Origin of the sequence: Brevibacillus sp. GCM10020057 (assembly GCF_042683565.1) — a bacterium.
Taxonomy (GTDB): domain Bacteria; phylum Bacillota; class Bacilli; order Brevibacillales; family Brevibacillaceae; genus Brevibacillus.
Genome location: NZ_JBHUJW010000043.1, coordinates 481,786 through 507,238, shown reverse-complemented (window position 1 = coordinate 507,238; position 25,453 = coordinate 481,786). Strand labels below are relative to the sequence as shown.

The 25,453-nt window shown below is 55.3% G+C and carries 27 protein-coding genes; 9 read left to right on the top strand and 18 right to left on the bottom strand.

Annotation, left to right across the window (positions count from 1 at the left end; translation table 11 throughout):
* Positions 1-25: 25 nt before the first annotated feature.
* The 9 genes from ACFSO0_RS16145 to ACFSO0_RS16105 form a co-directional block, all read right to left on the bottom strand.
* Positions 26-1,084 carry a Gfo/Idh/MocA family protein gene (locus tag ACFSO0_RS16145; RefSeq protein WP_376881901.1) on the bottom strand — a complete coding sequence of 353 codons (1,059 nt, stop codon included), beginning with the start codon at positions 1,082-1,084 and terminating at the stop codon, positions 26-28.
* Positions 1,085-1,108: 24 nt separating this feature from the next.
* Positions 1,109-2,098 carry an ABC transporter permease gene (locus ACFSO0_RS16140; RefSeq protein WP_376881900.1) on the bottom strand — a complete coding sequence of 330 codons (990 nt, stop codon included), beginning with the start codon at positions 2,096-2,098 and terminating at the stop codon, positions 1,109-1,111.
* On the bottom strand, positions 2,095-3,600 hold the full coding sequence (locus ACFSO0_RS16135; RefSeq protein WP_376881898.1) for a sugar ABC transporter ATP-binding protein: 1,506 nt from the start codon (positions 3,598-3,600) through the stop codon (positions 2,095-2,097). Before ACFSO0_RS16135 ends, ACFSO0_RS16140 begins: the two co-directional genes overlap by 4 nt.
* A 102-nt stretch (positions 3,601-3,702) precedes the next feature.
* The gene (locus tag ACFSO0_RS16130; RefSeq protein ID WP_376881897.1) at positions 3,703-4,716 is read right to left on the bottom strand and encodes a substrate-binding domain-containing protein; all 1,014 of its coding nucleotides are present in this window, start codon (positions 4,714-4,716) and stop codon (positions 3,703-3,705) included.
* A gap of 98 nt (positions 4,717-4,814) precedes the next feature.
* The gene (locus ACFSO0_RS16125; RefSeq protein ID WP_376881896.1) at positions 4,815-5,807 is read right to left on the bottom strand and encodes a LacI family DNA-binding transcriptional regulator; all 993 of its coding nucleotides are present in this window, start codon (positions 5,805-5,807) and stop codon (positions 4,815-4,817) included.
* A 210-nt stretch (positions 5,808-6,017) separates the two neighbouring features.
* The gene (locus ACFSO0_RS16120) at positions 6,018-6,698 is read right to left on the bottom strand and encodes a metallophosphoesterase family protein (protein ID WP_376881894.1); all 681 of its coding nucleotides are present in this window, start codon (positions 6,696-6,698) and stop codon (positions 6,018-6,020) included.
* Positions 6,699-6,833: 135 nt separating this feature from the next.
* Positions 6,834-7,160, bottom strand: coding sequence for a hypothetical protein (locus tag ACFSO0_RS16115; protein WP_376881893.1), 327 nt, complete (start codon positions 7,158-7,160; stop codon positions 6,834-6,836).
* Between the two features lie 7 nt (positions 7,161-7,167).
* Entirely contained in the window at positions 7,168-9,723 is a 2,556-nt protein-coding gene (gene parC, locus ACFSO0_RS16110) for a DNA topoisomerase IV subunit A (RefSeq protein WP_376881892.1), read from the bottom strand.
* 2 nt (positions 9,724-9,725) lie between these two features.
* Entirely contained in the window at positions 9,726-11,699 is a 1,974-nt protein-coding gene (locus ACFSO0_RS16105; protein ID WP_376881890.1) for a DNA gyrase/topoisomerase IV subunit B, read from the bottom strand.
* A gap of 420 nt (positions 11,700-12,119) precedes the next feature.
* On the opposite strand from ACFSO0_RS16105, the gene ACFSO0_RS16100 reads away from it, so the two are divergent.
* Complete coding sequence (locus tag ACFSO0_RS16100; protein WP_376881888.1) at positions 12,120-12,497, top strand: YflT domain-containing protein; 378 nt, start codon at positions 12,120-12,122, stop codon at positions 12,495-12,497.
* 53 nt (positions 12,498-12,550) lie between these two features.
* On the opposite strand, the gene ACFSO0_RS16095 is transcribed toward ACFSO0_RS16100, so the two are convergent.
* From ACFSO0_RS16095 to ACFSO0_RS16075, 5 genes are all read right to left on the bottom strand, one after another.
* Entirely contained in the window at positions 12,551-12,853 is a 303-nt protein-coding gene (locus ACFSO0_RS16095) for a DUF1292 domain-containing protein (RefSeq protein ID WP_376881887.1), read from the bottom strand.
* Positions 12,854-13,020: 167 nt separating this feature from the next.
* Positions 13,021-13,191, bottom strand: a complete 171-nt coding sequence (locus ACFSO0_RS16090; RefSeq protein WP_376881886.1) for a hypothetical protein — start codon at positions 13,189-13,191, stop codon at positions 13,021-13,023.
* Between the two features lie 101 nt (positions 13,192-13,292).
* Positions 13,293-14,366: a TolB family protein gene (locus ACFSO0_RS16085; protein WP_376881884.1), complete on the bottom strand. Its 1,074-nt coding sequence runs from the start codon at positions 14,364-14,366 to the stop codon at positions 13,293-13,295.
* A complete protein-coding gene (locus tag ACFSO0_RS16080) occupies positions 14,363-14,926 on the bottom strand; it encodes an RNA polymerase sigma factor (RefSeq protein ID WP_376881882.1) in 564 nt (187 codons plus the stop codon). Before ACFSO0_RS16080 ends, ACFSO0_RS16085 begins: the two co-directional genes overlap by 4 nt.
* A 137-nt stretch (positions 14,927-15,063) precedes the next feature.
* Positions 15,064-16,212 carry a trans-sulfuration enzyme family protein gene (locus ACFSO0_RS16075; protein ID WP_376881881.1) on the bottom strand — a complete coding sequence of 383 codons (1,149 nt, stop codon included), beginning with the start codon at positions 16,210-16,212 and terminating at the stop codon, positions 15,064-15,066.
* A 139-nt stretch (positions 16,213-16,351) separates the two neighbouring features.
* Between ACFSO0_RS16075 and ACFSO0_RS16070 the strand changes: the two genes are divergently transcribed.
* Both ACFSO0_RS16070 and ACFSO0_RS16065 read left to right on the top strand, forming a co-directional pair.
* Positions 16,352-17,053, top strand: coding sequence for a peptidylprolyl isomerase (locus ACFSO0_RS16070; protein WP_376881879.1), 702 nt, complete (start codon positions 16,352-16,354; stop codon positions 17,051-17,053).
* Between the two features lie 231 nt (positions 17,054-17,284).
* On the top strand, positions 17,285-17,914 hold the full coding sequence (locus ACFSO0_RS16065; RefSeq protein ID WP_376881878.1) for a cell wall hydrolase: 630 nt from the start codon (positions 17,285-17,287) through the stop codon (positions 17,912-17,914).
* 562 nt (positions 17,915-18,476) lie between these two features.
* On the opposite strand, the gene ACFSO0_RS16060 is transcribed toward ACFSO0_RS16065, so the two are convergent.
* Entirely contained in the window at positions 18,477-19,241 is a 765-nt protein-coding gene (locus ACFSO0_RS16060) for an SDR family NAD(P)-dependent oxidoreductase (RefSeq protein ID WP_376881877.1), read from the bottom strand.
* A 104-nt stretch (positions 19,242-19,345) separates the two neighbouring features.
* Here ACFSO0_RS16060 and ACFSO0_RS16055 point away from each other — a divergent pair, with 104 nt between their 5' ends.
* On the top strand, positions 19,346-19,657 hold the full coding sequence (locus ACFSO0_RS16055) for a YfhH family protein (protein WP_376881876.1): 312 nt from the start codon (positions 19,346-19,348) through the stop codon (positions 19,655-19,657).
* A gap of 121 nt (positions 19,658-19,778) precedes the next feature.
* A complete protein-coding gene (locus tag ACFSO0_RS16050; RefSeq protein ID WP_376881874.1) occupies positions 19,779-20,228 on the top strand; it encodes a DUF441 domain-containing protein in 450 nt (149 codons plus the stop codon).
* 10 nt (positions 20,229-20,238) lie between these two features.
* On the opposite strand, the gene ACFSO0_RS16045 is transcribed toward ACFSO0_RS16050, so the two are convergent.
* Positions 20,239-20,565 carry an iron-sulfur cluster biosynthesis family protein gene (locus ACFSO0_RS16045; RefSeq protein WP_376881873.1) on the bottom strand — a complete coding sequence of 109 codons (327 nt, stop codon included), beginning with the start codon at positions 20,563-20,565 and terminating at the stop codon, positions 20,239-20,241.
* A gap of 92 nt (positions 20,566-20,657) precedes the next feature.
* Between ACFSO0_RS16045 and ACFSO0_RS16040 the strand changes: the two genes are divergently transcribed.
* The 4 genes from ACFSO0_RS16040 to ACFSO0_RS16025 all read left to right on the top strand — a co-directional run bounded on the left by ACFSO0_RS16040 (position 20,658) and on the right by ACFSO0_RS16025 (position 23,548).
* Positions 20,658-20,798 carry a hypothetical protein gene (locus ACFSO0_RS16040; protein ID WP_376881872.1) on the top strand — a complete coding sequence of 47 codons (141 nt, stop codon included), beginning with the start codon at positions 20,658-20,660 and terminating at the stop codon, positions 20,796-20,798.
* 71 nt (positions 20,799-20,869) lie between these two features.
* Positions 20,870-21,937, top strand: a complete 1,068-nt coding sequence (locus ACFSO0_RS16035; protein WP_376881870.1) for a DUF2515 family protein — start codon at positions 20,870-20,872, stop codon at positions 21,935-21,937.
* A gap of 30 nt (positions 21,938-21,967) precedes the next feature.
* A complete protein-coding gene (locus ACFSO0_RS16030; RefSeq protein WP_376881869.1) occupies positions 21,968-22,912 on the top strand; it encodes a hypothetical protein in 945 nt (314 codons plus the stop codon).
* A gap of 84 nt (positions 22,913-22,996) precedes the next feature.
* The gene (locus tag ACFSO0_RS16025; protein WP_376881868.1) at positions 22,997-23,548 is read left to right on the top strand and encodes an MOSC domain-containing protein; all 552 of its coding nucleotides are present in this window, start codon (positions 22,997-22,999) and stop codon (positions 23,546-23,548) included.
* 48 nt (positions 23,549-23,596) lie between these two features.
* Here the strand turns inward: ACFSO0_RS16025 and ACFSO0_RS16020 are convergent, their stop codons facing one another.
* Entirely contained in the window at positions 23,597-24,229 is a 633-nt protein-coding gene (locus ACFSO0_RS16020) for a DUF1444 family protein (RefSeq protein WP_376881866.1), read from the bottom strand.
* 16 nt (positions 24,230-24,245) lie between these two features.
* Positions 24,246-25,361, bottom strand: a complete 1,116-nt coding sequence (locus ACFSO0_RS16015) for a DUF3900 domain-containing protein (protein WP_376881865.1) — start codon at positions 25,359-25,361, stop codon at positions 24,246-24,248.
* Between the last annotated feature and the right edge of the window lie 92 nt (positions 25,362-25,453).

Sequence of the window (25,453 nt, the reverse complement as noted above, 5' to 3'; positions counted from 1 at the left end):
ATAGTGTGACCGATACCAGTCTTCCTTATCCATGATTAGGCAGCGTCGATACGGTCGATACGCATCTCCCTGTCTCCGCCGATTCGACCGCCGCCTGGACAATCTCAAGTGCCCGCAGTCCATCCTCGCCGGTGACGACGGGTGGCTCCTGCAGCAAAATGGCCTGAATGAAGGCGTCAATAACACCGCTGCTCGTTTGGTTGTCGTTGGTCTGAATGGCACCGACGTTGTAAGTCCTGCGCTCCCCAGTCGCTTTCACAACCTCGATGTCTGCGCCCGGGGTCGCAAAAATGTTCATGATGCCTTTTTCTCCGTACAAAATGGTGCTGTTGTCCTCATCTCCGTAGTAGCTCCAGCTAAAGGAAGCTGTCCCGATTGCGCCCGATGCCATGCGGAGGATGCAAACCATGTTGTCGCACACCTCGATCCGCTCGCCCCGCTCGTCCTTCTTGTCCAACGCCCCGGCAAAAGCGCTGACCTCCGCGACGTCATCGTCCAGCAAGTAGCGTAGCAGATCGATTTTATGTATCCCCAGATCACCGGCTACGCCAAGCGCTGAGCGGGATTTTTTGAAAAACCAGGTGGAATTTGTCGCGTTGATGCTCCAATATTCTGGCCCTTTATGACCAAAGCTCGTTTTGAACGTGAGCACCCGTCCGAGTTCGCCTGCCTGCAGGAGCGAGCGCGCCATCTGATGAGCTGCAACCAGCCGCTGATTGTGGTCGATCATGAGCACTTTTCCTGATTTTTCCGCCGCTGCGAGGATTTCACGCGCGCCTTGGAGCGTCGTTGCCATCGGCTTTTCGCAGAGGACGTGCTTGCCCTCCTGCAGTGCGCGCGTCGTGATGATATGGTGCATCTCGTTCGTCGAGCAATCACTGATGGCGTCCACCTCCGGATGCGCGACGACCTCCTCCCAGCTGGCTGCGACTCTCCCGCCAAAGCGTTCAGCCAGCCGTTTCGCCCGCTCCGGATTGGGATCGTAGACGAAAGCGATTTCCGCATGTGGATTTTGCGCGTATTCCGGCGCATGTCGCTGGTTGGCGATGGAGCCGCAGCCGATGATACCTACTTTGATTGTCATGGACATAGCCTCCTCTTTTTCTCGTTATTGCGGTTCTTTCTTTTGCAGCAGCACAGCTGCGATGATGATCAGCCCTTTTACCAAGCCTTGCAGGTAAGGGGAAATGTTCATCAGGTTCAGCATGTTGTTCAACACGCCGAGGATCAGGACGCCAAAGAAGGTGCCGATCACTTTCCCGCGCCCTCCCGACATCCGGGTGCCGCCAATGATGACGGCGGCAATCGCGTCCAGCTCGTAGGAAATGCCGGAGCTGGCGGAAGAAATGGAATTCAGGCGAGACGATTCGATGATCGCCGAAACTGCGACGAACACGCTGCACAGCATATACACCCCGAGCTTGACGCGATTCACCCGAATGGCGGACAGAAGCGCCGCCTTTTCATTGCTGCCGATCGCGTAGACGTAGCGGCCGAAACGCGTCTTGTGCATGAGGACGTAAACCAGCACTGTCATCAGCAGAAAGATATATACCGGCACGGCGAGGCCGAACCACTCCGTATTGGCAATCGCGGTGTAGCCTTCCGCTTTCCCCGAGAGGCTGCCGCCTTGCGCAAAATAAAGCACGATCGAGCGGGCCGATGCCATCATGCCCAAGGTGGCGATAAAGGAAGGGATTTTCCCCTTCGTCACCATGAGGCCGTTGAGCGCGCCCACTCCTGCCCCAGCAAGCAAGGCTGCCAGCAGCGCGAGCCAGACGCTCTGCGTCGCATTCAGCACACTGACCGAGAGCGCCCCGAGCAGGGCGAGCACGGCTCCGACAGAAAGGTCGATCCCGCCGGACAGCATGACCATCGTCATCCCCAGCGAAATGATCCCGATGATGGATACTTGCCGCAAAATGTTCGTCACGTTGTTGACACTGGCAAAATGGGTGTCTGCCAGCGACGCGATCAGCACAATCGCCGCAAAGGCAACGACGACACTGTACTCCGACCAGATCCACTGGGCGCGCGACTTCCAGGGAGAAACGGGCGCACGCTGGGGAGCGCCTGGCAGATTGGGCATGTTCGTCATACCGTTTGTTCCTCCTTTTTCGCGCCGGTCGCGTAGAGCATAAATCGCTCTTCGTCGAACTGCTCCCGTGCCAACTCGCCTGTAATCTCTCCCTGGTACATGACCAGCACGCGATCGCACAGCCTCATGATTTCGGGCAGCTCCGACGACAGGACGACGATCGCTTTTCCCTGCTGCGCCAGCTCCGTGATGATCTGGTAAATCTCCGCTTTCGCACCGACGTCGATGCCCTGTGTCGGGTTGTCGAAAATGAGAATCTCCGGTGCGGCCTCCAGCCATTTGGCAAGCACGACCTTTTGCTGATTGCCGCCGCTCAAGCTGACGATTGACTGCGCAGGATCAGCCGCTTTGATGCCGAGCTGGTCACGATAACGGGAAAAGGCATCCGCCTCTTTTCGGCGGTCAAGCAGCAGCCGCTTTTGAAAATGGTCCAGTGCGGCGAGACTCATGTTTTCAAGGATGCTCATATCTTTGATGATGGCGTTTTCCTTGCGGTTTTTCGGGACGAGTCCGATCCCCGCCTCCAGCGCCTGGCGCGGATGACGCAGCCTGTGCACCTGCCCGCTTATCCGAATTTCGCCGGTGTAAGGGCGGCAGCCGAAGACCGCTTCAAACAGTTCGGTCCTGCCGTCTCCAGCAAGCCCTGTAAAGCCGAGAATCTCCCCTTTGCGCAAGGTGAAGCTGATGTTGCGGAACCATTTGCCGCTGCTTGCCTGCCGTACTTCCAGGCAGACCTCTCCGATTTGCGTTGATGCCCTGTCCGCGCTGCTCCCCACCGATTTGCCTACCATCATCCGGGTCAGTTCTTCTTCGCTTGTCGCACAGACGTGCCCGGTTCCGGCGAGTTGCCCGTCGCGCAGCACGGTATAGCGATCGCATACGGCGAGCACTTCTTTCAGCTTGTGCGAAATGTAGATGATGCTGACTCCGCTGTCCCGCAGCGTGCGCATAATTTCCATCAGCTTTTCTACTTCATGCCGGGCGAGGGAGGCGGTCGGCTCATCCATAATCAAGATTTTCGCGTCCGTCAACAACGCCTTGGCGATTTCGACCATCTGCTTGTACGAAGGCTCCAGATCGCGCACCATGCTTTTCGGATGCAGGGACGCCCCCATTTTGCCCAGCAACTCTTCTGTTCGCCTGCACATTTCCTCCACGCGCAAAAAGCCAAACCGGTTGGTCCATTCCGCCCCTAAAAAAATGTTTTCATACACGGACAAGTCCGCCACCACGTTCAGCTCCTGGTGAATAAAGCGGATGCCTGCCTGCCCGGACACGCGCGGATCGGACAAGTGCATGCGCTGTCCCTCGATCCAGATTTCACCCGCGTCCGGCTGCAAGATTCCGCCGAGTATGTTCATCAGCGTGGACTTTCCTGCTCCGTTCTCCCCCAGCAATGCGTGAATCTCCCCGCGGCCAAGCGACAAATCGACTCCCTTTAGCACTGGTACGCCGTTAAATGCTTTGTGTATCCCGTGCATGTGAAGGACATTTTCCGCCATGTGCTCCTCCTGCAAACCGACCATCTGCCCCAAAAAGGGACGGCAACCGTCAGACGGTTCATCATCCTCTGCCGCCCCTCCCTGACATGGCATTTGGCGCGCTTAATAATTCGCGTTCGGATCGTAAAACTTGTCGATATTGTCTTTCGTAACAGGTGTCGCCTCGAGCATCGTGACTTTTTCCGCCGGCGTCTTGCCATTCATGATCTGGGCTGCCAGCCTGACTGCGTCCTTGACCATCAGCGGCGAATACGTGAAGGTCGCCTGCATCAACGGATCGCCGTCCTTGATCAGCTTGTAGACGTCCTTGTGTCCGCCCGCTCCTGTCACGACCTTGATATCCGTACGCTTCGCTTCCTGGATCGCCTGCAGTACGCCCAACGCCATCTCGTCATCATGCGTGTAGACTGCATCGATCTGCGGCTCGGACTGCAAAATGTTTTGCATGACATTGAGCGATTTTTCTTTCTGGAAGTCTCCCGATTGGCTGGCAATCACTTGCATGTCCGGATAGCTCTTGATCGCTTCCCGGAAGCCTTCGCTGCGCATCGTCGTGACAGAGCTCGGCACCCCGATGATCTCCACAATTTTCCCTTTGCCGCCGAGCTTCTCCGCCAGAAACTCTCCCGCGTGGATGCCGATGCCTTTGTTGTCGCCCTTCACCAACGCGGTGAAATCGTCGCTTTCCAGCTCGCGGTCGACGACGATCAGAGGAATTCCGGCGTCCTTCACCTTTTTCGCCACCGGCGTCATCGCAGCGGATTCGATCGGCAGCATCACGATGGCAGAAACCTTCTTGGAGATCAGGTCTTCGATGTCATTCGTCTGCTTGTTCGGATCGGCAGCAGTGGTGATGACGTACTTGAGACTTTCTGCCTTCGCTTCGTCCTCCGCATTTTTGATGACGGCTCCCAGCCATCCGTGGTCAGCTGCGGGAAAAGACATGCCGATGACCTTTTCCTCCGCTGCGGGCGCCGGATTTGGTGCGGCGCTGCTGCCTCCCTGTCCTCCCGCTCCCGAGCTGCCGCCAGCCGACCCTCCGCCGCCGCATCCGGCGAGCGTCAGCATCGCTGAAAGTGCCAAAACTGCCCATTTGCCAAAACGAACGCGCTTCATGCAAGTTCCCCCTCTGTTTTTTATTAGAAACCCCGGGTCTCCCGTCGTGCGAGCGTTTACAGGAAACACGGGACAAAAAACTAAGGCAGGCGGAGTCATTACCCCATCGTAGACTCCCGGATCAATAGTTCGTAATCCAAAACGACGCTCTCCACGCGCTCCCCCGGGGAAGCGATGCGCCTGATCAGCATGCGTGCCGCTTCGCAGCCGATCTCGTACATCGGTTGGGCGACTGTCGTGAGGCTGGGATTCATCATGCTGGCGAACGGAATGTTGTCAAAGCCGACGACGGCCATGTCGCGGGGAACGGTCAGCCCGGCTTCCTTGATGCTGCGCAAGGCGCCGATCGCGAGCGTGTCAGAGACAGCGAAGACGGCTGTCGGGCGATCCGGGAGGGCAAGCAGCGTCTTCATTGCCCGGTGGCCGGATTCAAAATGCAAATCGGTATGGAGGATGTAGCGGTCTTCTACAGGCAGCCCGAATTCGCGCAGCGCACGCAAATACCCTTCCTGCCGGTGCCGGGCGTACAAAAAGCGTTCGTCGGAATTGATGATGGCGATCTTTTTGTGTCCCATCAGCAAAAGATGCTTGACTGCCTTGTACGCAGCGGTCTGGTTGTCGATCGAAACGTACGGCGTCTGGTCCGACTCGCTGTATTCACAGCATTGGATGAGCGGATATTCGTCGCCGAGCTGCCGGATGTTTTCCAGGTCGATCGCCGGGTCCATCGAAATAACGCCATCCGCCATGCGGTTGCGCAAAAGATCGAGATACACTTTTTCCCGCTCCACATCGGAGTCGGTCGTACACAGGAGGGTGTTGTATTGATGGCGCCGTGCCACGTCTTCGATTCCTTGTACGATTTTGGAGTAGAATGGGTTGGAAATACTGGGGACAAGCACGAGCAGCATCCTGCTTTCCGCACAGCGGAGGTTGCGGCCGAGCATGTTGGGATTGTACTGAAGCCGTTCGATGACTTTTTCGACTTTGGCTCTCGTCTTCGGGGAAACAGAGGCATGCTTGTTGAGTACGCGTGAAACGGTAGCGACGGAGACGCCTGCCTCCTTTGCTACTTCCTGGATGGTTGCCATTAGCCTTGGATGTCCCTTCCATTTGTAATCGATTACACTGTAAATATAGCGGAGCAAGTGCCCATGTGTCAACTAATATTTTGAATATTTTTATCTGATAGACTATTACTAAATTCTCGTAATTGTAATCGATTTCAGTTAGTAGATTGCAAGGATACAACACGTTTGTCAGAAGGTCGAGCATTTTTGCCGTGCCTTTGGCTCCGGACTCTAGCGAACGGAATACACTTTCTTGCTCGGCAGCTCCAGGCAGTTGAGCTGTCCGCCAAAGACAGCCCCGCCGTCGATGCCGATGATGTTGTTCTCTCCGAAGTAGACGTCGTGTGTGCCGTGCAAGATTTCCGTCGGGGTATGGCCAAAGACGACCGTCTTGTCTCCCTTGTAGCCTGTGTGGAACTCGTCACGAATCCACATCAGCGTGTACGGGTCCGTCTCGTGCAGCGGAGTCGTCGGATGCACGCCGCCATGTACGAAAATGTAGTCCTCTGTCTCGTGATAGCAGGCAAGGCCGCTCAAGAACGCAATGTGCCGCTCCAATTGCGGGGTCAGCTTCAGAGCTTCGGGCACTCCGCTCCCCAGCCCGCCTGCTGCATGGCCGTAGCTGCCCAGCGTCTGCTGCGAGCCATTGCGGAACCAGCGCTCAATGAATACTTTGTCTTGTTCAAACGACTTGAGCATCATGTGATCGTGGTTGCCCATCAGGACGATGGCACCTTGGGCGTGCAGCTCCATTATTTTGTCCAGCACTCCCTGCGATGCGGGTCCGCGGTCGACATAATCGCCCAATAAAATCAGCTGATCCTTGCGGGGGTCATACTCTGCTTTCTCCAGCAACGCTTCCAGCTTCTTCAACTCACCGTGAATATCGCTGATAACTAACATTCGTTCCATTCTTTGAACCTTCTTTCTCTGGCTCTTCCTCTCTCATTATACGCCGTCCGGCAGGCAAAACCAGGCCAAATCTCGCCACAGGCAAAAACAGCCTTGCCGCCGGCGCACCGGAAGACAAGGCTGTTTGTCATGTGATCAGACAGGAGAAAATTGGGACAAAACGGTTTGCTGACGAACGGATTCCCCATTCGGCAATCGGACGATGAGGACGCCGCTGCCCTCTTCTTCCCCCACTTCCCAGTCGAGGGAATACGCCGCTCGCGCAAACGCGTCGTCTTCGTTTGCGCAGGCAAGCATGGCACGCAGGGTGTCTGCCTTCATCGGCACAGGCACGCTAACGCCTTGTTCACCGGGGATGGACAGCCATTTCGGCGCCTCCTCGAAATATTGGACCGTATCCAGCAGCAGGGAAAGCTGCTGCCAGCTCAAATGTGAAACGAACGGCTCGAACGCTCGTGACATGACCGAATCACTCCTTCTCATCGCCAGCATTGTCGTCGAACAGGCTGAATTGCTCTCCTGACGGTCTCGACTGGGAGCCGCCCGCTGCGGGAGCATCACCCGGGTCTTTCGGTGCTGACTCTTCTTTTCCTTCTTCCGTGGACAAGACGGTTTCAAAGACGACCGCTTTCGCCCCGCCCTCGACGATGGAGCGGCCGATCCCGCCCTGTTCATTCACGGTTACCTGATCCGTGGCGACGAGGCTCCACTCGTTTTGCGACGTCCAGGCGTACATCGTCTCCTCGATGCTGATTGCGATCAGACGGTGAGGATTGTTTTTGCGCTTGCGGATGAGCGTGACGCCTTTTCCTGCGCGTCCTTGCAGCGGAATGTCCGCGATCTTCGTCCGCTTGACCACTCCTTCGGCCGTAAGCAGGCTGAATGGACGGGAATCATCCGTTTCCACCGACAGCATCGTCACGACTTCATCGCCCGGTGCCAGCGTGATTGCTTTCACCCCGCTGGAGGCGCGGCCAGTCGGGCTGACCTCGCTCCTTGGGAAGCGGATGCCCATGCCGTCGCGCGTCGCTCCCAAAATACAACCGTTATCATCTGCGACAAAGGCAGCGGTAAACTCGTCCTGGTCCGACCTGAGCTTGGCCGCGACAAGTGCGCCGGAACGATTCGTCTCGTACTCGGACAAGGCCGTCTTTTTGATCATGCCGAGTCGGCTGACATGGTAGACGTAGAGCGGCTGCTTGAAGCTGTCGACGATCGTCATGCCGACGATCTTCTGCTGCTTCTCGAGCGGGATCACGTTGATGAGGGCGGAGCCGATGTCTTTCCACTTGTCATCCGGCAGGGAATTGACCAGCGTCGCGAAGTATTTGCCGTCCTGGGTAAAGAACAGCGCGGTGTGCGTCGTATTGGTCTCCACGAAGTAGCGGACCCGGTCGCCCTCTTTGACCCCGCAGGTCTCGATGGTGCCGCCCATCGACTTGAAGGAGCGCGGGCTCGTCCGCTTGATGTAACCTTCGTTCGTGAGGGTCACGATGCAATCTTCCGCATTGATCTGCATCGCGATGTCGATTTTGATTTCCTCGATCTCGCCCTGGATTTCCGTCAGGCGCGGCTCGGCGTACTTTTTCTTGATCTCGTTCAGCTCGCTGGTGATGACCTGGATGAGCTTTTTCTCACTGGCGAGGATGGACGTCAGCTCCTCGATCTCTTTTGCCAGTGTTGCCAGCTCCTTCTCCAGCTTGACGATGTCCAGACGGGTCAAGGAAGCCAGCTGAATCGCCAAAATCGCATCAGCCTGCACGTCCGTAAAACCGTACTTCTCCATAATATTGCGCTTGGCGTCAGCACGGTCCTCTGAATCCATGATCGTGTCGACGATTTCCCGCAGGATGGATTTCGCGCGGATCAGCCCCTGGACGATGTGTTCCCGGTGCTGCTTTTTGTCGAGATCGTACTGGGAACGGCGGGTAACGACTTCCTTCTGGTGGTCAATGTACGCCCCCAGCAGTGCCTTGAGGCCCATCTGCTTGATCGTTCCCTCGTGGATCACGTTCATGTTGTAGTTGTAATAGATTTGCAGGTCGGTATTTTTGAACAAGTAGTTGAGAATCGCCTGCACGTCCGCTTCCTTGCGAATGTCGATAACGATTCTGACCTTTTTCAATTCCGCTTCTTTGCGGCCTGTCTCGTCGCGTACCGCGAGCGCCCCCTCGATTTTCCGCTCCATGACAAGCTCGTCAATCTGCGCGACCAGCTTGGACTTCACGACTTCATACGGAATCTCGGAGATGACGATTTTTTTCAGCTTGCCGCCTTTTGGCTCTTCGATGTGTGTCCTGGCGCGGATGATGAACTGCCCGCGTCCGGTTTCAAACGCCTTTTTAATCCCGGAGATGCCCTGGACGATCCCCCCTGTAGGGAAATCCGGACCTTTCACGTACTGCATCAGTTCGTCCAGCGAAATCGACGGCTTGCGCATCTGGGCGACGGCTGCGTCGATGATTTCGCCCAGATTGTGCGTCGGAATATCCGTGGCAAAGCCGACGGCAATCCCCGATGCTCCGTTCACCAGCAGGTTCGGAAAACGGGAGGGCAGGACCGCCGGCTGCTGGGCCGAGTTGTCGTAGTTCGGGATAAACGTCACCGTATCTTTTTCGATGTCGCGCGTCATTTCGTTCGCCAGAGCTGACAGGCGGGACTCGGTGTAGCGCATCGCTGCCGGCGGGTCGGCATCCAGGCTGCCGAAGTTGCCGTGGCCCTGAATCAGCACGTGGCGCATTTTCCACCATTGCGCCATGCGTACCATTGTCTCGTAAATGGCCGAGTCGCCGTGCGGATGGTACGTCCCCATGACAAAGCCGACTGTTTTCGCCGATTTGCGGTACGGCTTGTCATGGGTGTTGCCTTCCTCGTACATCGCGTACAGAATCCGCCGCTGCACCGGTTTGAGCCCGTCCCTGGCGTCCGGGATGGCGCGGGACAAGATGACGAGATTGGCGTAATCGCCGAATCGCTTGCCCATGATCTCCGCGAAGCTTTGCTCGATAATTTGGTTGGACAGCATGCTTATTCATCCTCCCCCATTTCAAAGGTGACGTGGCTTTCGATCCACTCGCGGCGAGGGGGAACTTTGTCGCCCATCAGCACCGTGACGAGCTTTTCCGAATGGGCGAGGTCTTCGAGCTGAACGCGAATCAGCTTGCGCGTCTCAGGGTTCATCGTCGTCTCCCACAGCTGGTCCGGGTTCATCTCGCCCAGCCCTTTGTAGCGCTGCACTTCTGCTCCGCGGCCCGCCTGCTTGAGCGCCTGCTCCAGCTCGTAGTCGCTCCAGCAGTAGATCGCTTCCGACTGCTTCCCGCCCTTGCTCGCCTTGCGCACCTGATACAACGGCGGCTGGGCGATGTACAGATGCCCTGCCGCGATCATCGGGCGCATGTAGCGGAAAAAGAACGTCAAGAGCAGCGTCTGGATGTGGGAGCCGTCCACGTCCGCATCGGACATGATGATGACTTTGTCGAACGCGCAGTTCTCGATGGAAAACTCCTCGCCGATGTCAGTCTCCAGCACTTCCAGAATGGTGCGGAATTCTTCGTTCGCCAACACTTCGGAGAGCTTTGCCTTTTCCGTGTTGAGCGGCTTACCTCGCAGGCTGAACAGCGCCTGGAATTCGGAGTTGCGCGCCTGCTTGGCCGAACCTCCCGCAGAGTCCCCCTCGACGAGGAACAGCTCGTTGCGCTTGGCGTCCTTGTACTGCGGCGGGGTGAACTTTTCCGAGATGGACTTGCGTTTTTTTGCCGTCTTGCCCTTTTTGTCACCGCGCAAGGCTTCCCGCTGCTTTCTCAGCTCTTCGCGGATTTCCGCCGAGCGCAACGCCTTGTCGATCAGCAGCTTGCCGATTTCCGGATTTTCCTCCAGGAAGAAGCCCAGCTTTTCCGAGATGATCTGCTCGACGATCGTCCGCGCCTCTTCGTTCCCCAACTTGTCTTTTGTCTGCGACTCGAACTGGACGTCTGCCATCTGCAGGGACAGGACACCGAGAAAGCCTTCGCGCAGATCATTCCCTGTCAGGTTCGGGTCTTTGTCCTTCAAGTAGCCCTTTTTTCGGGCAAACTCGTTGAAAATCCGCGTCGTCCCGTTGCGGAAACCCGTGACGTGCGTGCCGCCGTCGCTCGTGACGATCGAATTGACGTAGGAGACGAGTGTCTCTGCGTAGCCGTCGTTATATTGAAAAGCAAGCTCGACGTAGACGTTGTCCTTTTCCCCTTCAAAATAGACGATCGGATGGAGGGTGTTCTTCCCTTCATTCAAATAGGCGACATACGATTTCAGTCCGTCCTCGTAGAAAAATTCTTCGCGTTTCTTCTCAGGGCCTCGCTCGTCGATCAGCACCATCTTGAGCTTTTTCAGCAAAAAGGCCGTCTCGCGGAAACGGTCGCGGATGGTTTCGTAATCGAAGCGCGCGCTGCCAAAAATGGCTTCATCGGGCAGGAAGCGAACAGTCGTCCCTGTGCGCTTCGTCGTACCGACAATCTCCAGATCGGTAACGGGCTTGCCGACATGTTCGATCCCTTTTTCGTCGACCACGTATTCAAAGCGCTGTCTATGTATTTTCCCTTCGCGGTGAATCTCGACCTCCAGCCACTTGGACAAGGCGACAACAACAGAGGAGCCTACCCCGTGCAAGCCGCCGCTTTTCTTGTACCCGCCGCCGCCGAATTTACCGCCGGCGTGCAAGGTCGTGAAAATGACTTCCGGGACCGGTCGCCCCGTCTTGTGCATCCCGGTCGGAATGCCGCGCCCGTGGTCTTCCACGCTCACGCTCCCGTCCTTGTACAACGTCACAATGATTCTATCGTTCACGCCTGCCAACGCTTCGTCCTTTGCGTTGTCGACGATCTCCCACAGCAAATGATGGAGACCTCTGCTGCCCGTAGAGCCGATGTACATGCCCGGCCGTTTGCGAACAGCGATCAAGCCCTCCAGTACCTGAATGTCTTCTTCGGTATACGTCAACGTATGAAGTGTGTCTGTTTCCTTCAATCGCGTTCTCCCCTCTACACTGTACAACTTCCCGATGCCCCCCTCCGTTCAGGGAGGCGCTCTTTTTCACGAAGCTGGATTCTTCTTGAGAAGATGGCAATCCATGCCATACAGCTGCTTTTCCTGAAAACCCGACTGCGAACAGCCTGTTTGCGCAGCCGCAAAAAAGCGAACACTTAATCGCTATTTTACCGTATGCTTCCCATTGTATTCAATCCTGGCAACCGCTTGGGGCAAAAAAGCCATCCCGCCCCCAAGCGAGATGGCCCGATTTCCCGGAAGACTGCCGTCTTACAGTGTAGCACTACATTTTCCCGTTGGTCAAAGAGAACTACAAGTTTTTCCATTCATTCCTCCAGTGCCAGTGGGCAACCTAGTAAGGCATCGATTCCTGACGTGAAAAAAGGGGGGAATGCCATCTTGATCAGCGCAACCAAGCCATTCGTGAAATTTCACCGGTACGATGATGAACTTGTCTCGGATATTCAGGCGTTAAATTCGTCCGGCTACCACAAGGACGACATCTGGGTTCTCAAATGGAATCCGGATAAAAACCACTCGAATCAACGGAACAATTTTTATAAATACAGCACCCACTTTGAAAGCGCGGTCGGCGACATCGACAGCAAAGCACACTTCTTCGATAACGGAGGGGAGGAGCTGCGCACGCGCCTGGAAAAACTGGGTCTGACCAAAGACGAAAGCTCCTCGCTCGTCCGCGAGCTGCAGGAGTCCGATTACACATGCCTGCTCGTCGTCCGCGACTTGAAGGACAACATTATCAAAATGAATGATTGACCAAATCAAAAGCCACTGCCTGTAGGCGGTGGCTTTGCTTTTGGGGAGGAAAATTAATCTTTGTCGATCAGTTCGATGCCTTCGAGGACCTCGTTCAGTTTTGCATAGACGGCTTCTTCTTCATCTTCTTCCAGCGGAACCATTTCTCCGCCATCGACCTGGAATACGAAAATGTCTACTTCCTCGTCCAGCTCCTCTTCGCTTTCTTCATCTTCCAGAGCTTCGGTCAAGGCAATATATTCTTTACCGTTCAGGTCAAACAGTGCGATTACCTCGAAATCACCCAACGGTTCTCCGTCTTCATCATCCAGAGTAATGATGTCGCCCAATTCCAGTTCTTTGTTTTCTTCCGACAATGCGTTCACGTCCTTACGATGTTTTTGGTTCTCCATTCCATCATACCGTTTTTTTTCGCCGGAAGCAAACAGGCGAATATCATGTACCCACTTTTTTCACGCGTTTCACGCGGCATGAAGCGTCGCATGAAAAAACAACCTGCCGCCATCGACAGGTTGTCTTTGTACTACTCATTGTATTCCTGAAGAACGCCCTTTTCCAGCAAAAATGCTTCCTCTGCCTGCAGGATGGTAATGATGGCCTCCCGTTTGACGTACGTTCCCGCGGATGCAAGGCGCTTTTCGATAAACCGGAGCATTTCTTCAAAATCAATCACTTGCACTTCTTGTTCGCTCACGAAAAAACCTCCCTTTTCCAACACGCTCTCTCATTGTACACGATTCATGCGACACTTCCAAGCCAAGGCAGTGCGGCGTTCATTGCCCGTTTCTCTGACCGTTATCGTGTCGCCAATGAAACGACGAGTGAATTCGGCGGGCCGTCGCGGTGGACGAGCAGCACTTGTTTGCCATCCGACAACCAATTCCCTCGCACGACTTCATCACCGTACAGGCTCAACAGTTCCAGCTCCCTTTGGCTGACCGGGTCTTTATCGAGCTGGGCTTCCTCCAGCTTGCCCTCGGGGCTCGTATACGTGAGCTGGACGCTGCTTCTCCAGGACGGCCACTCTCCATGTCCCAGCGCCGTCACTTTGCCTGTGCCAAGCTCCAGGACCTGCACATTGCCTGACCGGGTGTACGCCAGATAACGCCCGTCCGGCGACCATTCGGGCTGGGAGCCTTCTGCCATTTTCCATTCCCGGAAGGACACCGTGCTGCTCATCCAGACTTCCTCCACGCCATTTTTCACACGTGTAAAGGCGATCGTCTCGTCATCGGGCGACCAGGTGGGCGAATGGTAGCTGACCTCGTCCTCTTCCTTCAGCAGGCGGCGGCTGCCCTCGCTGCCCCCAACCGGAAGACGTACGATCCAGATGCGTGACCGGGTGCCGACCTGCTCGACGACCGCGACTTGTCCGCTGCGATTCGACCACGACAGGGCGCTGTACCGTCCTTTCGTAGGAGGCAATGCAATGGCAAACGGTCGATTCTTCTCATCCAGCGGGAGGCTGCGAATGACGTCATGCGGCGCTATATACGCCAGCTGACCCCCTGTCGGGTCGATGTCGATCTGCTCTGCCGTCGTCTGCTTCGGCAAAGAAAGCAGGCCTTGCGCCTCCACAGCAAGCACCCCTTTTTCCCACCACGAATAGACGGCTACGCTAACGGCAACGATCACCATGGCCGCTATCAAACGGATGTTCCAGCGGTGCTTCCCCGACTGCGCGATCACTGTGCCTTCCCCGTTTTGCAGCTCCAGTTCCTGCATCCTCTGGAGCAGCTGTTTTTTCAATTCCGCCTTCAGCTGGTGGTTGACCGGAACGGACTGGCGCATGTGCTGGAAGTGAGTGAGCAGGGGGACGACGGTCTGCTCCTCTTTGCGGCGGCGGGGGGAATGATCCTCTTGTTTCATTCGGCTCCCCCCTTCTGGTACAGCTTTTGAAGTTTCAGCAAGCCCCGGTATGAAATCATCTTGATACTCGACTCCGTTTTGCCCAATACTTCGGCTACCTGACTGATTTTGAGATCGGCAAAATAGCGGAGCATCAGTACATCCTTCTGATCCTGGGACAACAGGTCAAGCCGGTCACGGAGCAGGCGGATTTCTTCTTTCGTCAGCGCTTGCCTCTCCGGGTGCCAGGTATCGTCCAGTTCTGCATCCAGAAAATCTTGCTGATCTACCGGCAGCTCCCTGTTTTTTCGCATGAAATCCACGTACGTGTTGTGCGCAATGCGAAAAATCCAGGAAGCGAACGGACTTTTTCTGCTGTATTGATCAAACTTTTCGAGAGCTTTTAAAAAAACGACAGTGGTCAGATCGTCTGCATCCCACGGATTCTGCACGCGGCAACGCAAGTAACGATTGACGCGGTCAAAATATTCGTCATACAGTTCGGTAAATGGACGAGACTCAATATCATCCTCATTCGATAGGGCCGATGGTTGCTCGGAACGCTCAATTGCCACTCCCATTGCGTTTTCCTCCAGCCTGCCGGCATCGCTCGCTGCTGATAAGCGAACCTGCCGGTCAGACGTATTTGTTCGATGCTGGCTATGTTTTACGATTGGACCAGGAAGAAAGTCACGCGCTGCGGGAACAGACTTTCCATTTATTTTCCTAATGCCCGATCCAGTTCGCTGATGATGTCGGCTGCCGCTTCAATGCCGACGGACAGCCGGACGAGGCCCATGGTAATGCCCGTAGCCAGTCGTTGTTCTTCTGTAAAGGCGCGGTGCGAGGTCGTGACGGGATGCGAGACGCTCGTCTCCACACCTGCCAGAGACGGCGCGAATTTGATCCATTGCAAGGCGCGGTAAAAATCGTAAATCTTCCTTTCGTCCTTCAGGGTAAAGGACACCATTGCGCCTTGCTTCTGGCGCGCAAAGAATGCGGTAGACTCCTCTGACGGATAATAAACCGCAGCGACCGCAGGATGCTGCTTCAGGAAACAGGCTACTTCCTTCGCGTTGTCGCATTGCCGCTCCATCCGCAGCGCGAGTGTTTTCAGCCCTCTGGCGGTGAGCCACGCCTCGAACGGGCTAAGCGAGGCGCCGTAATTGACGACGATCTCCCGCGCCCTTGCGATCAGCTCGGGATCGCCGACCAGCACGCCGGAAGTGACGTCGCTGTGCCCCCCGATGTACTTGGTCGCGCTGTGGACGACGAGATCGGCTCCCAGTGTGATCGGCTGCACGAGGTACGGCGTGGCGAAGGTGTTGTCCACCATCACGGTGAGCCCGTGCTCTTTTGCCTGCTTGATCCAGAAAGGCATGTCGGCCACTGTCAGCAGCGGATTGGTGATCGTCTCCATAAACAACAGCTTCGTGGTCGGGCGAACATGGCGAGACAGCGTCTTCAGCTCATTGAGGTTGATGCATTCCAGTTCGATCTGAAAGCGGGTAAGCTCTTTGCTAAGCAAAGCATACGTACCGCCGTATATTTCATGGGAAGCCAGGACATGGTCACCCGGCTTCAGCACGGCGAGAAGTCCAGCCATGATCGCGCCCATCCCGGAGGAAGCGCTCACTCCTGCTTTCGCCCCTTCGAGCGCCGCGATCGCATCGGACAACTCCGTCTGATTCGGGTTTCCGTTTCTCGTGTACAAGTATTCACCTTCACCGCTGTAATATTTCTCTACTTCTTCCAAGCCTTCAAAAGCGAATACCGATGTCTGGTAGATCGGGGTTGACTTGCTCGCCACCTGGCGCAGCGGCTGATGGCCGATATGTACCGTCCTGGTTTCAAATCTTTCTCCCATGCTGATCACCCTATCCTTTTTTCCCCATCATATCATGGCTCTGTGAGTGGAGACTAGGGGATTGGCATTCCCCCTGTCAGATGTGCTATAATTCGGAACCGTACTCCTCTATCAGGAAGAACAAAGGAAGGTGCTTGAAATGAAAAAACTGATATCTACTATTTTCGCTTGTCTGACAGCGATCGTACTGGTTGCGGGCTGTTCCAGCGGCGGCAACGAGACTGCCCCTCCTGCACAACAACCGTCGGCTCCTGCTGAAAATGCTCCATCCAAAGAGCCTGCTCAACCGCCTGGTCCTACCGGCGCGAAAAAGTACGAAAAAGCGCCCGCCATGCAAATTGACAAAAACAAATCGTACCAGGCGAAAATTTCGACAACGATGGGCGACATCACAATCGAGCTGTTTGCGAAAGATGCACCCATCACGGTAAATAACTTTGTCTTCCTCGCCAAAGACAAATTTTACGACGGAATTACGTTCCACCGGATCATCAAAGATTTTATGATTCAGACCGGTGATCCGCTCGGCACTGGTGTCGGCGGCCCAGGGTACACTTTTGAAGATGAGTTGAATAACGGCCATAAATACGAAGTAGGCGTGGTAGCGATGGCCAATGCAGGTCCCAACACCAACGGCAGCCAGTTCTTCATCGGCTCCGGCACAGATGTGGAAGGGCTGAAAAACTCCCCCAACTACACCATTTTCGGGAAAGTCATTGGCGGCATGGACGTCGTACAAAAAATTGCCAGCGCAAAGGTGAAAAAGAATCCGCAAACAGGCGAGCCCAGCACGCCGGAACAACCGATTAAAATCCAAACGATCACCATTACGGAAAAATAAGATGCATCGCAAAAGGCCACTGTTCCAATTTGGACAGTGGTCTTTTTCAGTGCAGGCCCACTTCCGTTTTCAATCCCGAAATGTAAGCATAAGGAAACATTGCAAGCAGCGCGAGTAGTTCCATGGAACCAATTTCCTCTTGAATCTGCGGGACAATGCCCTTAGACTTGCATATGACCCGATTCGCTTCCGCATGTTTTTTGCAAAAAGCGAAAAGGAGTGGTTCCTTACATGATGACACGTGAAGCACGAATGCGATTTTTCTTCTGGATCAACAGTTTTGGTGTATTGCTTTTATGCCTCTTCGTCACACCCACCAGTGCATCAGCCCCCCATCCCAAAGAAGCAACAACTGCCCCTGCAGAAAAACCGATTGCTCCGAAACAAGTTGCTGCAACCAAAACAAAAGCAATCCCGAATACTCCAGATGTAACCACTGTGCGCCAGAAGGTTTCGGTCAGCCGAGACCAGCGGCCAAAGGTGATACGCAACGGTAAAGTAAAAATATCTGAGCGAGATATGGAACTGCTCGCCCGGCTTGTTTATGCGGAAGGCCGTGGCGAACCGTATGAGGGACAAGTGGCAATTGCTGCTGTCGTATTGAATCGGGTAGCGTCTCCTCAATTTCCTCATTCTGTTCGGGAGGTCATTTTTGCTCCCAATGCTTTCTCGCCGGTACAAAACGGCACTCTGACTCAACAGTCAAATGAAAGCACGCGCAGAGCGGTGCAGGACGCCGTTAACGGAGTAGATCCGACCCACGGTTCCCTCTACTTCTTTAATCCGGACACGGCGACGTCCAACTGGGTTTGGTCGCGTCAGCAAACAGTCGTGATTGGCAACCATATGTTCGCCCGATAAGACGACGACTTTCGTTGAAAAAGTCATGCAGCCCAAAATTTAATAATACTTTATTTTTATTTTATCTACATTTCACTTTTCCTTGCTAACCTCTAAATGTAAGCACTTTTTCAACGCATTGAGAAAAAGCCCGATATTCTTTTCTTGAATGACTTATCCGCGTAGACACCGGGGATCACGCATCCCTGTTGACACCAGACATAGTTGGCTCCCGATATGTTTTGGGTGAGAGCAAAACATATTCTTTGGACCAATCGGTATTTTTCTCAATCGCCCCCAACACTTAAGGCATTCCCCTCCGGGAATGCCTCTTTTTTTACCTGGATTTCAAACGGAGAGCACTTTTTGCATATGCGCGACCGGAATACCCAAAGTGCCTGCACGCGCGGCCAATTTCTTTTCCCTGCATCTGCGGATCGACGGACAAACGGAAAAAATACAGACTGTCTTCCTGCTTAGAAAAGCGGACCATGCTCGCCGCCCTGCCTTCCCAGCAGGCAATCGCTGCCTGTTCCTCACCCGCAAGCTGTATGCTGATCATCGGTCCCACCTCTGTATCGACTTAAAAACCGTAGATAGTCATGCCGCCATCTACCGGGATGGTCTGTCCGGTTATGTAGGCTGCTGCGTCGGAGGCGAGGAAAATGGCGGGGCCCACCAGATCTTCCACGTCCCCGATACGCCCGCTCGGAGTGCGCTGCAAAATTTCCTGCACGTACGCCTCGTCCTGGAGCAGGGCTTCCGTCAAGGGAGTGCGGAAGTACCATGGAGCGATCGCATTGATGTTGACCCCGAATTTGCTCCATTCCAAAGCCAGCACACGGGTCATATGGATGAGTCCCGCCTTGCTCGATCCGTAGGCCACTCCTGTGCGCAACGCTACCACTCCTGCTACCGAAGCGATGTTGACGATTCGTCCGTAGCGCTGCTCGCACATGACCTTGCCCGCTGCCTGTGCCATGAAAAACGCCGCTTTCAAATTCAGATCGACCACGCGATCCCAGTCTTCCTCTGTGACTTCCAGTGCTTTTTTTCGCAGGTTCATTCCCGCGTTATTGACGAGGATGTGCAGGCCTCCCAGCGCTTCTGTCGTCTGCGCCACCACTTTGTCTGCAGCTCCTGGTTCGGTCAGATCAGCCTTAATCGGATGCGCCACTTTGCCCATCGCTTCGATCGCCTGTACCGTCTCCTGCAAGTCGTTCTCCGTACGCGCGACAACTGCCACCTGGGCGCCAGCCTCAGACAGGCCGATTGCCAATGCCCTTCCGATTCCTCTGCCCGCTCCCGTCACAATCGCAGTCTTTCCTGTCAAATCAAATCGTGTCAATTGTCCCACTCTCCTTTCTGGAATACCAAATAAAGAGTTCTCCATCCATCGCCATTTCCCTTGTCTTTTGCTACAATATACCTGTCAGGAAAGGAGGCTTGATCGTGCGATTGTACAGTCAAATGACGTTGGCAGAACTACAGGAAGAGATGGAGCGTCTCCGCCTGCAAGCAGAGGAGAAAAAGAACGCGGGAGACGAGTCCCAGTTCAGCATCATCCAGCAAAAATATTTTATGGCCAAATCGTATTACCTGGGTACGGACGAGTTTCGCATCGGCGGGAAATACAGTGTGCCTGAACACGACCAACCGTTCACCATCGATTATTTTAACGGCGTCTTTGCCTGGGGCCGTTTTCCCGGCTCCGAGGAGCAGACCGGATTTCCCGTCGGCATGCTGGAAGATTGGTACGGCTGATTCAAAAAACAAAAAGGGACAGGTGATCGGCACCTCGTCCCTTTTCTTGCGCCCGTGCCGGCACGCGGCACAAGCCTCACGGATATACTATCAAAAAAAACGAAAGCGAGCTTTTGCCTACATGGACTGGATCAACATCACCCTGCTCTTGCTGCTCGCTCTCGGTGTCGTCGGCAACAATGCCACGGTGTCGATTGCCGTGGCGATCTTGCTTTTGCTGCGGTTGCTGTCGCTGGAGCGGTTTTTCCCTTTTCTGGAGCAGTACGGACTTCACGTCGGGATCATCGTCCTGACGCTCGGTATTCTCACCCCGCTGGCAAGCGGAAAAATCAAGCCCGACTCCATCTTTTCGCTCTTTACCCATTGGCAAACCATACTGGCTGTCCTGATCGGCATATTCGTCGCCTATCTGGCGGGAAAGGGCACCTCGCTGATGGCGGAAAATCCGCTGATCGTCACGGGACTGCTGCTGGGCACGATCATTGGTGTGACGTTTTTTCGGGGAGTGGCAGTCGGCCCGCTGATCGCTGCCGGCATTCTCGCTTTTCTATTGCAATTCCTCCCGAAGTGAACGGCGTACTCTAGGTCCAACGCTCCTTGAGCTGAATGCCATACGCCAAAAATTGCTGCGGCGTCACCAACCGAAACCCTTGCTGCGGCCGAAAATCAATGGTCAGCCTGTCTGCGTCGATGTAGCGGACCGTCTCCGGGTCCACGACGAAAGTCATGGCATCCAGTTGAATGACCTGATCGGCCGGTTGGGGTTCGTCCCAGTACAAACTGTAATCCACATCCATATTGCATCCCCCGACAAGTTCGCCGTTTACGCGAATGACTTTGTCCGGGCGGCTTGCGGCAGCAATGCGCTCTGCTGCCTCTGTTGTCAGTACGATCTGCACAAGATTCATCCTTTCTCCTGCTGTGCTTCCCTGATTTTGTATGCATCATTCCTTCCATGATAGCATACAATGCTTGAAAGTAGCAGAAAGGACGATCTTCTATGAACATTTACGAACAAGACGGTATGTTTGTCGCAGAAACCGAGTACCAATCCGAGCATGTGGTCATTTTTGCCGACACATGGGAAGAAGCGAAAGAAAAACTGCTGATTCGGCTTCTCGTCCTGGAAATGATTGGCTGAACAAGGGCGGGTCGCCATCTGGACCTGCTTTTTTCTTCCCACTCTCACTGACACACTGAGGAGCAAACGATATGGCAGAACAGCTGTTTACCCAGGATGAACAGGCGCTGATCGCGACCATCCGCAGACAAACTGCCCTGGCAAATCGCAACAACGTGACACGGACGCAAGCCTACTTGACTTTTTACCGCCAGCACGAAGAGATTCACTGGGCACTGCTTGCCCATCTGGTCTCCCGCAACGGCGGATGGAACATGACGGACCTGCAAGGGGAATGGCTCCCGCTGCTCATGGACGAGCAGGCGATGCGGTCATTTTTTTGGTTTTTGGAGAGGAGCAACTGGCTCATTTTTCACGACGCCTATCCCCAGTTACTGTTGTATGCCGAGATGAAAAAGACCAGTGTCGATCTCACCCATCTGCTTCCTTCCCTTGGCGTCTCTGCTTTCATGGTGCCGTTTTGGCAAAAGCAGCTCCGCGCGCCTTGTCCGCAGCGATTGACCCACGCCTTGATCATCAACGAGCAGCAATATATCGAGCAGCGCCTCATACATAAACCGCCCGCGCTACATCGCGTCTTTGCCACCTTTGCCTACGTAGTACAGTCGGTGCTGTCCCTGTCGCACGTGCTTTTTCCGTACAAAGCCCATCCGACAGACCGCAGGCTTAGCCTGACAGGTTTGAATGTCCAGCATTTTGCCGATGTCGATCAACGCATCACGATCGGCAAGACGCTCTACCATCTCCTTTATGCCGATCCATGCCGCCTGAAGCAAATTCGCCAGTTCGCTTTCCGGATTCCCCACTCGGGCTCCCGCGCCGATTACTGGCCACATCTGTTTACGCCGCGCAGGCCCGATCAGCAGTGCGGCGATGGGCACAGGGAGCGCACATACCGACTGCATCTGGACGGAACCGAGCTGCGGCCGGGGCGACAAAAGCTGTACAGTCCTCCCCTTGCTGCCGCGTGGCCGGACATCCCGCACACGCCTGCAGATGGAACGGACTGGTTCCGCGATCATAAATGGCTGGATGAGGTCGAGAAGCCGGCAAAGCTGCCGCCGATCGACACCGCAGACTATGCGCGCGCCTTGCAATGGATCGAGTACGGCGTCTGGCTCGCCACAGCCCTCACCTAGCCAATCGGGAAATGGAGGGACATTCTCCCCATGGAAATGACGGTGGAAGGACAAAAAGCGTACCTTCTGGCCTGCCAGCTGCCCAGCGGGGCTTTTCGCCTGTCGCCCAAAAGCGATCAGATCAATCCGTACTTTGCAAACCTGGCTCTCATCTCGCTCGTGCAGCTGCGGGAATGGGAGCCGGTTCGCCGTTATGTCGACTGGTACTTGCATCACGTAGGCGAGCATGGCTATATCAACGACTTTCGTCTGAAAGGAACAGAGGAGGTCGATACAGGCAAGGCGGACAGCGAGGACAGCTACCATGCGACCCTATTCAGCCTGTTGGCAGCCTGGATTCGCGCCAGCAAAGAGACGGAGTGGCTCACGTACCGCGGGAAAGAACTCGCTGCCCTGATGCAGGCTGTGGGGCGGCTGCAGCAAAAAGACGGGCTGACCTGGGCGAAACGTTCCTATCGCGTAAAGTATTTGATGGACAACTGCGAGGTGGCCAAAGGGTTCGAGGATGCCGCATTTGTCTTTTCCATGCTCGGCGATGAGGACGCCGAACAGGAAGCCGCCCGTCGCGCAGCTGCCTGCCGAAAAGGCATCCGCTCGATGTACTGCCCGCGGCGCAAAAGCTTCGCCGTCTACGACAATCGCTACCCCGGCTGGCGCAAGTGGTATCCGGACGTCACCTCGCAAGCCTTTCCCATCATGTACGGCTCGGCGCCCCCTGATGAGGCCGCCTCGCTCTACGCGAAAATCACAGAGGCCTTTCCCCATTTCGAGACCTTTCAGACAGGCGATCTGTATCCGTGGATGAGCATGGGGGAAGCCGCTCGGCTGATGGGCGACTGGAGGCGTGTCGAGACGATGCTGTCTACCGCCGTAGATTTGTACATCTATGGGCCGCGCATCCCGTACTGGCTGATCCACGAGTCGGGGAGATTTATGGAACTGTGCCTGGCAAGCGGGCGGGGCGGTGGAAGCTAGCCTGGATAATTTGAGCTGTCTGGATAAAAATGGCTCGCCACCCTTCCCTTCCAGGCGTACAATGGCGTTGGAGGTGTTGTTGCCATGGCACATGGAACCGGAGAAGTCGTAGCCGTGAGTGTCAGCCGCACGCATACGTTCAGCAAAACGAATACTGATGTGATACAGCTGTTGGCAGGACGTGGTGTCGAAGGCGATGCCCACATGGGAGAGACAGTCAAGCATCGCTCGCGTGTCGCTCAGGACCCGACCCAGCCGAATTTGCGTCAGGTGCATCTGATTCATTCCGAACTGTTTGCACAATTAAAGCAGGCAGGCTTTCATGTATCCCCCGGGCAGATTGGTGAGAATATTACTACGCGCAATCTCTCGCTGCTTGATCTGCCGACGGGAACCCTCCTGCGCATCGGCCCTTCCGCTGTGGTGGAGATCACCGGTCTGCGCAACCCTTGTCAACAGTTGAACCAATTTCAGGACGGACTGATGCAAGCGCTGATCGACCGGGATGAAGACGGCCGGCTCATTCGCAAAGCGGGCGTCATGGGCATCGTCCTCGCCAGCGGTCCCGTTCGTGCGGGCGATTCGATCGAAGTGGTGCTTCCGCCGGAGCCCCATCGTCCGCTCGAGCGCGTATGAAAAAATCCGCTTCCTGCCTTGCCGGAGGAAGCGGATCTTTTTACGAATTTATAGCTGCAAGCCGTCCCTCCGCTCGATTGCCGCATGGCCGCCGTGCGAGACGACGAGAAACGGCGTCAGCTCGCCATCCTCCCAGAAAAAGGGGAGGGGGCAGATCGGAACTTCCCCTTTGGAGGCAAAATCGTAGGTCAGACGCGCCAAAAGATGCGCGCCCGCATTCCCATCAAGCTCGGCGACGATCAGCACATCCTGATGGGGAACCGCTACTCCCAGCTGTCCTCCCCGCTTTTGCTGCGCAAACGTTGGCAGCAGAGACGCAAGAAGTATCCGACTGGCTGCGTACCCGTCCGTCGGGCTGATAAAATGAATGCGATTGCCCCCTAGCTCCTGCGTCTTGACCGTATAGGGCAGCGCCTGCAAATTTTCCAGCGCGAGCTGATGCAAATGCTCCTCGCTCCATCCTGCCTTCTCCAGCATGCCCCTTTCGATCAACAGGTAGCCCTCTCCGATGTCCAGCGCATACAAAACAGCGGTCTCTGCCGTATGGGGTCTCGACACCCAGCGATCCGGGTATTTCCGGAGCAACGAAGCGTGCCGCAGCACCGGGTAGATGTTTCGCTCCTGCCCTTGCAGGCTGTTTGCAACGGCTGCTGCCGCCTTTTGCCGCATCACTTTTTCCATCTTTCAACGTTCCTCTCTATTCCCAAGGCGGCCGGTCTTCGTCATCGACCGAACGCGCCGAGGTAACCTCGGGAGCCGCATAACTGCGCGCCTCGATTTCCCGGACGAGATCAGCCAACGCTTTCGGTTTGACAAATTCGACGGGAGACACCCCGCGCTCGAACTGGAGCTGCTCCCCTTCCAGCAGAATTAAATACCGGCCATTCACTTTGGCGATGTGCAGGCTGGTCCCATAGTCCGCCAGCAATGTGCGTACTTGCATATGATCCAGCTTGAACTTCAGCTCTACTTCCGGCTGCCGATCCGTAATGATCTGCATGGCTTCCATCACGGTCTCGTGCTCCCACTTTTCCGCCAGCTCCCGCTTCGGGCTGGCCGCAATCAGCTCAATGGCTTCTTCCTCCCGCTGCCGCTCCTCCGTCGCTTCCGGATATGTGTACTCGATATGCTGTCTGGCGAGCGAAATGACTTCCTCATGGACGATCTGCGTGACCGTCTGCGGGTATTCAATGAAGCGCAGGAACTCCTCAAAGTAACGTGCATGGGAAAACTGATGGATTTTCACATGGTACGGATCGTTCATGCCGGATTCAATCATGTACGGATACATGAGTGACTTCATGTTTTTCGCATTGATCGCCATCCGCACATTCGAGATCAAGCTTTTTTCATCGGTAATGACAGCTGTCTTCTGTTCAAAATCGCACTTCAAAATAAAGACGTAGCGCTCGTCCAACAGCTCCAGACGCGTCCTCACCACAATCAGGACGCCGCCCCGCACCTGCGACGTGCGCAAATACGACTGCAACAACTCCTGACAAGGCTCCTTGCTCTCGCCGGAGGTCTCGGCCGTGAGCAAGCGTTGCAACAGCGCGTAATTCGGATTGGAGTCCAGCGGATGTCCCGGCTCCAGCACAAACTGCCCCAGCTTGGTGGGAGTGCCCTCCGTCTTCGGATTCAGCTCTACCTTGCGCTTCGCGATGCGGGCGAATTCACCGTCCAGAAAGTCGCGCAGCTCGCTTTTCTCATATTCGTCGTGGTTCAAATACCGCGTCATTTTGACTTGTTTCGTGCCATCCTCCTGCGGCTGCTCGATCAGGCAAAAGGAAAGCCAATCAATGATAAATTTCATCGCTTGTACCGCTCCTATCTGCATGTAACGAATCGATTATAGCAAACCTCGGGAAAAAGGGTCAGCCATTTTTGCCAATCGTGGTAAGATGG

Bases quoted from the DNA above. Each gene is read 5' to 3' on its own strand.
- ACFSO0_RS16145 (WP_376881901.1), bottom strand. From the start codon at position 1,084: ATGACAATCAAAGTAGGTATCATCGGCTGCGGCTCCATCGCCAACCAG.
- ACFSO0_RS16140 (WP_376881900.1), bottom strand. From the start codon at position 2,098: ATGACGAACATGCCCAATCTGCCAGGCGCTCCCCAGCGTGCGCCCGTT.
- ACFSO0_RS16135 (WP_376881898.1), bottom strand. From the start codon at position 3,600: ATGGCGGAAAATGTCCTTCACATGCACGGGATACACAAAGCATTTAAC.
- ACFSO0_RS16130 (WP_376881897.1), bottom strand. From the start codon at position 4,716: ATGAAGCGCGTTCGTTTTGGCAAATGGGCAGTTTTGGCACTTTCAGCG.
- ACFSO0_RS16125 (WP_376881896.1), bottom strand. From the start codon at position 5,807: ATGGCAACCATCCAGGAAGTAGCAAAGGAGGCAGGCGTCTCCGTCGCT.
- ACFSO0_RS16120 (WP_376881894.1), bottom strand. From the start codon at position 6,698: ATGGAACGAATGTTAGTTATCAGCGATATTCACGGTGAGTTGAAGAAG.
- ACFSO0_RS16115 (WP_376881893.1), bottom strand. From the start codon at position 7,160: ATGTCACGAGCGTTCGAGCCGTTCGTTTCACATTTGAGCTGGCAGCAG.
- parC (WP_376881892.1), bottom strand. From the start codon at position 9,723: ATGCTGTCCAACCAAATTATCGAGCAAAGCTTCGCGGAGATCATGGGC.
- ACFSO0_RS16085 (WP_376881884.1), bottom strand. From the start codon at position 14,366: ATGAAACAAGAGGATCATTCCCCCCGCCGCCGCAAAGAGGAGCAGACC.
- ACFSO0_RS16080 (WP_376881882.1), bottom strand. From the start codon at position 14,926: ATGGGAGTGGCAATTGAGCGTTCCGAGCAACCATCGGCCCTATCGAAT.
- ACFSO0_RS16075 (WP_376881881.1), bottom strand. From the start codon at position 16,212: ATGGGAGAAAGATTTGAAACCAGGACGGTACATATCGGCCATCAGCCG.
- ACFSO0_RS16070 (WP_376881879.1), top strand. From the start codon at position 16,352: ATGAAAAAACTGATATCTACTATTTTCGCTTGTCTGACAGCGATCGTA.
- ACFSO0_RS16065 (WP_376881878.1), top strand. From the start codon at position 17,285: ATGATGACACGTGAAGCACGAATGCGATTTTTCTTCTGGATCAACAGT.
- ACFSO0_RS16050 (WP_376881874.1), top strand. From the start codon at position 19,779: ATGGACTGGATCAACATCACCCTGCTCTTGCTGCTCGCTCTCGGTGTC.
- ACFSO0_RS16045 (WP_376881873.1), bottom strand. From the start codon at position 20,565: ATGAATCTTGTGCAGATCGTACTGACAACAGAGGCAGCAGAGCGCATT.
- ACFSO0_RS16040 (WP_376881872.1), top strand. From the start codon at position 20,658: ATGAACATTTACGAACAAGACGGTATGTTTGTCGCAGAAACCGAGTAC.
- ACFSO0_RS16035 (WP_376881870.1), top strand. From the start codon at position 20,870: ATGGCAGAACAGCTGTTTACCCAGGATGAACAGGCGCTGATCGCGACC.
- ACFSO0_RS16030 (WP_376881869.1), top strand. From the start codon at position 21,968: ATGGAAATGACGGTGGAAGGACAAAAAGCGTACCTTCTGGCCTGCCAG.
- ACFSO0_RS16025 (WP_376881868.1), top strand. From the start codon at position 22,997: ATGGCACATGGAACCGGAGAAGTCGTAGCCGTGAGTGTCAGCCGCACG.
- ACFSO0_RS16020 (WP_376881866.1), bottom strand. From the start codon at position 24,229: ATGGAAAAAGTGATGCGGCAAAAGGCGGCAGCAGCCGTTGCAAACAGC.
- ACFSO0_RS16015 (WP_376881865.1), bottom strand. From the start codon at position 25,361: ATGAAATTTATCATTGATTGGCTTTCCTTTTGCCTGATCGAGCAGCCG.